Source organism: Allobosea massiliensis (genome assembly GCF_042655245.1).
Lineage (GTDB): Bacteria > Pseudomonadota > Alphaproteobacteria > Rhizobiales > Beijerinckiaceae > Allobosea > Allobosea massiliensis.
Genome location: NZ_JBHSLU010000092.1, coordinates 75,808 through 82,829 on the forward strand (window position 1 = coordinate 75,808; position 7,022 = coordinate 82,829).

10 protein-coding genes are annotated in these 7,022 nt (G+C 67.8%); 9 read left to right on the forward strand and 1 reads right to left on the reverse strand.

All coding sequences use genetic code 11. The annotated features are described in order from the left end of the window. The first annotated feature begins 71 nt into the window (after positions 1-71). From ACFPN9_RS24815 to ACFPN9_RS24825, 3 genes are read left to right on the forward strand one after another with little or no spacing between them, the layout of a single operon-like run. Positions 72-1,046: a Bug family tripartite tricarboxylate transporter substrate binding protein gene (locus ACFPN9_RS24815; RefSeq protein WP_066724336.1), complete on the forward strand. Its 975-nt coding sequence runs from the start codon at positions 72-74 to the stop codon at positions 1,044-1,046. Between the two features lie 19 nt (positions 1,047-1,065). After that, positions 1,066-1,983 carry a 3-hydroxyacyl-CoA dehydrogenase NAD-binding domain-containing protein gene (locus ACFPN9_RS24820; protein ID WP_066724344.1) on the forward strand — a complete coding sequence of 306 codons (918 nt, stop codon included), beginning with the start codon at positions 1,066-1,068 and terminating at the stop codon, positions 1,981-1,983. A gap of 16 nt (positions 1,984-1,999) precedes the next feature. Next, positions 2,000-2,680 (forward strand): aspartate/glutamate racemase family protein, encoded by a 681-nt coding sequence (locus ACFPN9_RS24825; RefSeq protein WP_066724346.1) that lies wholly within the window; start codon positions 2,000-2,002, stop codon positions 2,678-2,680. 3 nt (positions 2,681-2,683) lie between these two features. Here the strand turns inward: ACFPN9_RS24825 and ACFPN9_RS24830 are convergent, their stop codons facing one another. Next, on the reverse strand, positions 2,684-3,676 hold the full coding sequence (locus tag ACFPN9_RS24830) for a TerC family protein (RefSeq protein WP_066724348.1): 993 nt from the start codon (positions 3,674-3,676) through the stop codon (positions 2,684-2,686). Here ACFPN9_RS24830 and ACFPN9_RS24835 point away from each other — a divergent pair. The 6 genes from ACFPN9_RS24835 (at position 3,675) to ACFPN9_RS24860 (ending at position 6,969) form a co-directional block, all read left to right on the forward strand. Continuing rightward, the gene (locus tag ACFPN9_RS24835; RefSeq protein WP_156446637.1) at positions 3,675-3,842 is read left to right on the forward strand and encodes a hypothetical protein; all 168 of its coding nucleotides are present in this window, start codon (positions 3,675-3,677) and stop codon (positions 3,840-3,842) included. The two genes, ACFPN9_RS24830 and ACFPN9_RS24835, sit on opposite strands and share 2 nt — an antisense overlap. Before the next feature lie 128 nt (positions 3,843-3,970). Next, positions 3,971-4,375 (forward strand): DUF4112 domain-containing protein, encoded by a 405-nt coding sequence (locus ACFPN9_RS24840; RefSeq protein ID WP_082735104.1) that lies wholly within the window; start codon positions 3,971-3,973, stop codon positions 4,373-4,375. A 3-nt stretch (positions 4,376-4,378) separates the two neighbouring features. Further along, positions 4,379-4,690 carry a hypothetical protein gene (locus tag ACFPN9_RS24845; protein WP_066724350.1) on the forward strand — a complete coding sequence of 104 codons (312 nt, stop codon included), beginning with the start codon at positions 4,379-4,381 and terminating at the stop codon, positions 4,688-4,690. Positions 4,691-4,693: 3 nt separating this feature from the next. Continuing rightward, a complete protein-coding gene (locus ACFPN9_RS24850; protein WP_066724353.1) occupies positions 4,694-5,161 on the forward strand; it encodes a TerB family tellurite resistance protein in 468 nt (155 codons plus the stop codon). A gap of 19 nt (positions 5,162-5,180) precedes the next feature. Beyond that, positions 5,181-5,429, forward strand: coding sequence for a hypothetical protein (locus ACFPN9_RS24855; protein WP_066724356.1), 249 nt, complete (start codon positions 5,181-5,183; stop codon positions 5,427-5,429). A 775-nt stretch (positions 5,430-6,204) separates the two neighbouring features. Beyond that, entirely contained in the window at positions 6,205-6,969 is a 765-nt protein-coding gene (locus ACFPN9_RS24860) for a hypothetical protein (RefSeq protein ID WP_377817806.1), read from the forward strand. The last annotated feature ends 53 nt before the right edge of the window (positions 6,970-7,022 follow it).

The following is a 7,022-nucleotide window of genomic DNA, read 5'->3' on the forward strand; positions in this document are numbered from 1 at the left end:
GCCCGGCCCAAGCTTCTCGGACGAGACCGGATCAACCGGCCCTTTGCGACCCCCTTTCGGAGGACACTCCCATGCTCGACCGCCGCCATCTCGTCTGCCTCATCGCCGGCCTGTCGCTCGCCCTCCCCGGCAGCGCCTTCGCCCAGGCCTATCCGCAGAAGCCGATTACGCTGGTCGTGCCCTATGCGCCGGGCGGTGCCACCGACATCATCGGCCGCGTCGTGGCGGAAGAGATGTCCAACAGCCTCGGTCAGCGCATGGTTGTCGAGAACCGCGCGGGCGCCGGCGGCAGCGTCGGGGCGGCGGCGGCCTCGCGTGCGCAGCCGGACGGCTACACGCTGCTGCTCGGAGCGCTGACCAGCCACTCGATCAATATGAGCCTGCAAGCCAAGCCGGGCTTCGACCTGAAGAAGGACCTCGTGCCCGTCGGGCTCGCCGGCAATGTCGGGCTGGCGCTGGTCGTCCACCCCTCGGTGTCCGCCAAGACGGTCCCCGAGCTGATCGCGCTGATCAAGGCGAAGCCCGAAGAGTACTCCTACGCCTCCTCGGGTCAGGGCTCGCCGCAGCATCTCTCCGGCGAACTCTTCAACCTCAAGGCCGGCACCAAGATGCCGGTGGTGCCCTATCGCGGTTCCGGCCCGGCCATGACCGACATGGTCGCCGGCCAGGTCAAGATCATGTTCGACACCATTCCTGCCGTGCTCCAGCATGTGAAGGGCGGGACGCTGCGGGCGATCGCCACCACGGGCACCGAGGTCTCGCCCTTCATGCCGGAGACGCCGACGGCGATCTCGCAGGGGCTCGCCGGCTTCGAAGTCTCGTCCTGGTTCGGGATGCTGGCGCCGGCCGGCACGCCGCAGCCGATCGTCGACAAGCTCAACGCCGAGCTGAACAAGGCCCTGCAGAGCCCGAAGCTCAAGGAGGCGCTGGCGCTGCAGGGCGTGGTGCCGAAGCCGAGCACGCCCGCCGGAGCGGCCGCGCGCATCGACAGCGAGATTGCCAAATGGGGCGATCTGATCAAGACCAGCGGCATCAAGGCAGAGTGAGCGCCAGGGTCCGACCGTCATGAGCCAGCCCGTCCAGCATCTCGCCATCGTCGGCGCCGGCATGATCGGCGCGAGCTGGGCGGCGCTCGCCAGCGCCCATGGCCTGGCCGTCAGCGCCTATGACCCGCATGAGGTAGCGCGGGAGCGCTTCCTCGGCCATGTCGAGCGGGCGCGGAGCCAGCTGACGGAACTCGGCCTGACGGGAAACGGCGCCGTCTCCTTCTCGACCGATCTGGCAGAGGCGCTCGCCGGCGCCGGCTTCGTCCAGGAGAACGGGCCGGAGAACGAGGCGGTCAAGCGCGCGCTGCTCGCGCAGATCGATGCGGCTCTGCCGCCCGACGCGATCATCGCCAGTTCGACCTCGGCGCTGGTGCGCAGCGCCATCGTCGCCGATTGCGCGAGACCGGAGCGGGTCGTCGTCGCCCATCCCTTCAACCCGCCGCATCTGGTGCCGCTGGTCGAACTGGTCGGCGCGGATGAGGGCGTCGTCGAGCGGGCCGCCGCCTTCTATCGCGGGCTCGGGCGCCGGCCCGTGGTGCTCAACCGCGAAATGCCCGGCCATATCGCCAATCGGTTGGCTTCGGCGCTTTATCGTGAAGCGGTCTATCTGGTCGAGCAGGGCGTCGCGAGCGTCGCCGACATCGACGCGGCGCTGTGCAACGGCCCGGGCCTGCGCTGGGCGCTGATGGGGCCGCACATGACCTATCATCTCGGCGGCGGCGAAGGCGGGATCGCCGGCTATCTCGCCCATCTGGGCCCCAGCCAGGTGCGGCGCTGGCAGTCGCTCGGCGATCCCTCGCTAGATGCCGAGACGCAGGCGAAGATCGTTGCCGGCGTCGCCGAAGAGGCGCAGGGGCGCAGCATCGCCGAACTGGAAGCGCGCCGCGACGAAGGTCTGCTGGCCGTGCTGAAGGCCCGCACACTGGTCAGCGCGTGACGAGGTCGACGACCCGATGACCCTTATCTCCGACACCGCCCCGCGCATCGCGCTCATTCACGCGCTGGAGGAATCCGTGCTGCCGGCGCGGGCCGCCTTCGCCGCGCACTGGCCGGAGGCCAAGGCCTTCGACCTGCTCGACACCTCGCTCGCCACCGATCTCGCGGCGCGAGGGCGCCTCGATGAGGCGATGACCGAGCGCTTCCTGACGCTCGGGCGCTATGCGGCGGCGACGGAAGCCACCAGCGGACCGGCCAGGGCCATCCTCTTCACCTGCTCCGCCTTCGGGCCGGCCATCGACGAGGTGAAGCGGGCGCTGCCGATCCCGGTGCTGCGGCCGAACGAATCCGCCTTCGCCGAAGCCTTGGCGCTGGGCGGGCGGATCGGTCTGATGGTGACCTTCGCCCCTTCCCTGCCCTCGCTCACGCAAGAGATCCGCGAGATGGCGGGTGGCCCCGTCGAGGTCACTGGCGTCATGGTCGAGGGTGCGCTTGCTGCCCTGAAGGGGGGCGACGGCGCCACCCATGACCGGCTGGCGGCCAAGGCGGCCGCCAAGCTCTCAGGGATCGACACGCTGATCCTCGGGCAGTTCTCGCTCGCCCGCGCCCGGCCCGCCATCGAGGCGGCGACCGGGCTTCGCGTCGTGACCACGCCGGAAGCCGCGATCCGCGGCCTGAAGCGGGCGATCGGCGCCTGAGGCTCAGGCCGCCCCCGCCCGGGCGCTGCCGCCACGCGTCTTGAACAGGCTCCAGACGATGCCGGCCGCGATGATGCCGAGCGTGACGCCGAGCGAGACGGCCGGCGGGAACTTCTCCAAGCCGAGCAGGTCGGCGATGAAGATCTTCGAGCCGATAAAGACCAGCACGATCGCGAGAGCCGGCTTGAGATAGCGGAAGCGCTCGATCACGGCCGCCAGCGCGAAATACAGCGCGCGCAGGCCGAGGATCGCGAAGATGTTCGAGGTGTAGACGATGAACGGGTCGGTCGTGATCGCGAAGATCGCCGGCACCGAGTCGACCGCGAAGATCAGGTCGGCGATCTCGATCGCGATCAGCGCCATGAAGAGCGGCGTGACGAACCAGGCCGGCCTGCCGGTCGCCGGATCGGGCTGCTTCACGAAGAAGCGCTCGCCATGGTGCTCGTCGGTGACGTTGAAGCGCCGCCGCATCAGCCGGATCAGGGCGTTGTTCTCGAGCGCGGGCGGCTTGTCGCCCATCACCAGCATCTTCACGCCGGTGACGATCAAGAAGACCGCGAAGATGTAGAGCACCCAGCCGAACTGCGAGACCAGCGTCGCGCCGAGCCCGATCATGATCGCGCGCAGCACGATGACGCCGAGGATGCCCCAGAACAGCACGCGGTGCTGGTAATGCGCGGGTACGGCGAAGAAGGCGAAGATCAGCGCGATGACGAAGACGTTGTCGAGCGCCAGCGTCTTCTCGACGACGAAGCCGGTCAGGTAGTTCATGCCGGGCTCGGCGCCGAGATACCACCAGACCCAGGCGCCGAAGGCGAGGCCCAGGCCGATATAGGTGCCCGAAAGGACGAGGCTTTCGCGGACCTCGATCGGCCTGTGCTCCTTGTGGAGCACGCCGAGATCGAAGGCGAGCAGGGCCGCGACGATGCCGATGAAGGCCAGCCACATCCAGGCGGGCTTGCCGAGCCAGTCGGCGGCGAAGAAGGCGAAATCCATGATCGACCATCAGCCGGACGCGACATCGGAAAACGATCCGACATCGCGAGCGCGCCGGCAGCGCTCGCCAGAGGGGCCCGGATCAGCGGGTGCGCCCGAGGTGGGAGCGAGCCTGGCCGACGTCAAGAACCGTCATGCAAAATTATTGCACCAGATCCGCTCTTGACGCATGCCATCTCGCTCCCAATCTCTCGGTGGAACCCGGGTCCGGGCCCCTCTGGCAGCGACGCTGCGATGTCGGACTCTTCCACCTGACGAGCGCTTTCGCGCTCCGATCTTGGGAGCCACGACGCCATGTCGATTGCTTACGACCTCAATCCGGCCCGCTCGCGCGCCGAAACCCTCGAACGGCTCGACGCCATCGCAAGGCTGCTCGACGCGGCCGTGCGCGTTCCCGGCACCAATGTCCGCGTCGGCGCGGACGCGCTGCTGAACGTCATCCCCGGCATCGGCACCGTCGTCGCCAAGGGCGTCTCGGCCTATCTCGTCTGGGAGGCGCGACGCCACGGGCTGCCGACGCTGACGGTCTGCCGGATGGCGGGGCGCGTTGGGATCGACCTCGCGATCAGCGCCATCCCCGTGGTCGGCTGGTTCGGCGACGCCTTCTATCGCGCCAACCTGAAGAACATAGACGAGTTGCGCCGACATCTCCGGGCGGTCGACGGCGCGCCGGCTTCCAGCTTCGGCAGGAGGGCCTGAACGATGCGCAACCTCATCTGGCTGGGCGGCCTCATCATCCTCGGGCTCTGGAGCCTCGTCGCCTGGGGCGGCCACGCCCTGCTCGACTGGACCAGCAACTGGGCCGCGGCGAATGCAGACATGGTGTCCGGCGTGCCCGAGATCGTCGAGACGGTCTCCTGGGCCGCCCGCGGCCTCGGCAATGCCAGCGAGATCATCGTGATCATCGTCTGGGCGCTCGGCGCGATCCTGATCCTGGGCCTCGTCGGTCTCGCCAACCGCCTCCTGGGCCGCCGACGCCCGTCCCTATCCCATCCCCGCCACTGGAGGGCCTGAGCCATGCCGACCCGACCCAACCGCACCCAGGCCGATCTCAAGCGCGATCTCGATCTCTGGCATGACGAGGAGGCGAGCCTGCAGATCGAGACGATCGCGGCCGCCTGCGCCCTCATGGCCTATGCCGACGGCATCGTGCGCCCGGCCGAGCATGACAGCATGGCCGCCTCGCTCTCGCGCTTCGGCCTCGTCGACGATCGCTCCCGCATGGAACTGCTGGCCGAGTTCGAACACGTCACCGCGCGCTTCGAGATCGACCCATCGACCGGCGAGCGCACCGCCCTGACGACGATCGGGCGGCTCCAGGGCAAGTCACGCTTCACCCAGGCGCTGATCGAGACCTGCCGGCTGATCGGCGAGGCGGACGGCCATTACATCGTCGAGGAGCAGTCGGCGCTGGTGAAGATCTGTCGTCAACTCGGCGTCGACCCCGTCGCGGCCGGTGCCTTCGGCGTGCCCGAACGCGTATGACGCACGGAGCCTGCCCGTCTTGATCGTGGTTCTCGATGGCGTGATCGGCCTTTGCGCGCTCGCTTCGTCCTATGTTTGGTGGCTCGCCAGCCGCCAACGCCTGCGCCGGATCAGCCGGCTGGAGGAACTGGATGCCGCCGACATGAATCGGCTGGTGACGGTGCTCAACCGCACCCAGATCCTCAACGCGCGGGCGGCTCTGCTGGCCTCGGCGACGGCCGCACTCGCGGCGCTGCGCATCGGCCTCCAGGCCGTGCGCGACATCTGAGCCCTCCCCGCCCCTTTGCAATCAGAGCGTCCGGGGGCTCGGCAGTACCGCACGTATCGTCAGGCCCGTCTCTCGAGCCCATGGCGGGCAGCGTTACCGACAAGGGCGATCTCCTGCTGGTGTCGGAGGATGCCTGCTCGACCCTGAACGCCGAATGGCAACCAGCCTCGGTCAACTACGCGCTTTAGAACGTCGCGGTCGTTACGGATGCGAACCCGGTGCTTGCTGCATGGGCGTGCGCGCGCAGACGAGACAGTGCCTCCGCCGGGCCCTCAGCAAAGAGGGATAACCCAAGGCGTTTCGCGACTGATAGTGGCTTGAACGGCCAAATCGTCAGGCAGGTCCGTACCCTCCACGGCACCGCTATGGGCAGGACCACGACGCTGGCTACCGGGACCGACGGGGGTGGCGGCCGCTGCCCGTCAGAGCCACCGCCGAGATCGCGCGACTCCTCCACGAGGCATATTCGCGCTTTGCGGTTCATGTTCTCAACGGCGTCGAGCACGCCGGGGGAACGATGCGAAAGGTATCGGCCGACCTCGATCTGGCGTTTGGCGGCGCGTAGGCGGCCAAGGGGTAATTTGGCTCATATGGGGGCGGTCTTCCTATAACGGTCAGGCGCTACACCGCCCGGCCGCGTCTCCCTCTCGCCAGCCTCAGGGACGCCACCAAGCCGCGCCCACCATCGCGATACAAGGGCAACCACTCGCATCTCATTGACATATCCACCCCACAGCCACCTCATACAGGTTTGGTTGTGGGGTGGAGAATGTTGATGCGTGGACGTGCGTTCGTACTGGCGGTGGTGGCGCTCCTGAGCGTGCCCGCGACGGCCCAGACACGAGGCGACGACCCATATTTCAACGCGGCGCAAGCGGGCTTCAACGCCCTCCAGGTAGACACGCGGCTCTGGCTCCAGATCTTCCTAACCAGCGCCGGCCACTGGCCTGCCGTGCCGAACGTGACGTTCTCGCGGCGCCTCTTTGATGCGACCCGACAGTACCAGTTGTCGCGTGGGGAGGCCCCTACGGGCGTTCTGACGAAGCCCCAGATCGACCAGATGCTTGCGTCGGCATCGTCGGTGCTGGCCGGCTGGCGGATGCGCTGGGTGCCGCATCCCACCCGAGGGCGACAGCTCTGGGTCCCAATCGGCCTCGACCTTCAAGCCACCAGGACGGATCTCGGCGTGGAGATGCGAGAGCCTCGGAATCGGTTCAAGCTCAGGTTCAATGCGATCCCGGCGACGAATGTCCGAGCAACCTACGAGGCCACCCTGCGGGAGATGGTCGGCAGCGGCGACACCATCAACTTCAAGGTCGTGCGCAACGACTTCTTCGTCATTACGGGCAACCAGGGGCGCTACAGTCGCTACGTCCGCTACCATACCGATGGCGACGGCATTCTCGGCTTCGACATGTCATGGTCCGACGATGACGCACCCGTCTACGGCAACCGGTTGGTAACGGTCATTTCCGGGTCTCTGTGGGCCACCATGTCAGGCGCCACGACAAACTGCCCCCCTGACGCCATGAGGAACTGACCCCTCTGGAGAGGAGGTCGGCATGGAAGAGCAAGAGGTTCAGAGTTCTCCGC

Coding starts and splice junctions, on each gene's coding strand:
- ACFPN9_RS24815 (WP_066724336.1), top strand. CDS start 72: ATGCTCGACCGCCGCCATCTCGTCTGCCTCATCGCCGGCCTGTCGCTC.
- ACFPN9_RS24820 (WP_066724344.1), top strand. CDS start 1,066: ATGAGCCAGCCCGTCCAGCATCTCGCCATCGTCGGCGCCGGCATGATC.
- ACFPN9_RS24825 (WP_066724346.1), top strand. CDS start 2,000: ATGACCCTTATCTCCGACACCGCCCCGCGCATCGCGCTCATTCACGCG.
- ACFPN9_RS24835 (WP_156446637.1), top strand. CDS start 3,675: ATGATCGACCATCAGCCGGACGCGACATCGGAAAACGATCCGACATCG.
- ACFPN9_RS24830 (WP_066724348.1), bottom strand. CDS start 3,676: ATGGATTTCGCCTTCTTCGCCGCCGACTGGCTCGGCAAGCCCGCCTGG.
- ACFPN9_RS24840 (WP_082735104.1), top strand. CDS start 3,971: ATGTCGATTGCTTACGACCTCAATCCGGCCCGCTCGCGCGCCGAAACC.
- ACFPN9_RS24845 (WP_066724350.1), top strand. CDS start 4,379: ATGCGCAACCTCATCTGGCTGGGCGGCCTCATCATCCTCGGGCTCTGG.
- ACFPN9_RS24850 (WP_066724353.1), top strand. CDS start 4,694: ATGCCGACCCGACCCAACCGCACCCAGGCCGATCTCAAGCGCGATCTC.
- ACFPN9_RS24860 (WP_377817806.1), top strand. CDS start 6,205: ATGCGTGGACGTGCGTTCGTACTGGCGGTGGTGGCGCTCCTGAGCGTG.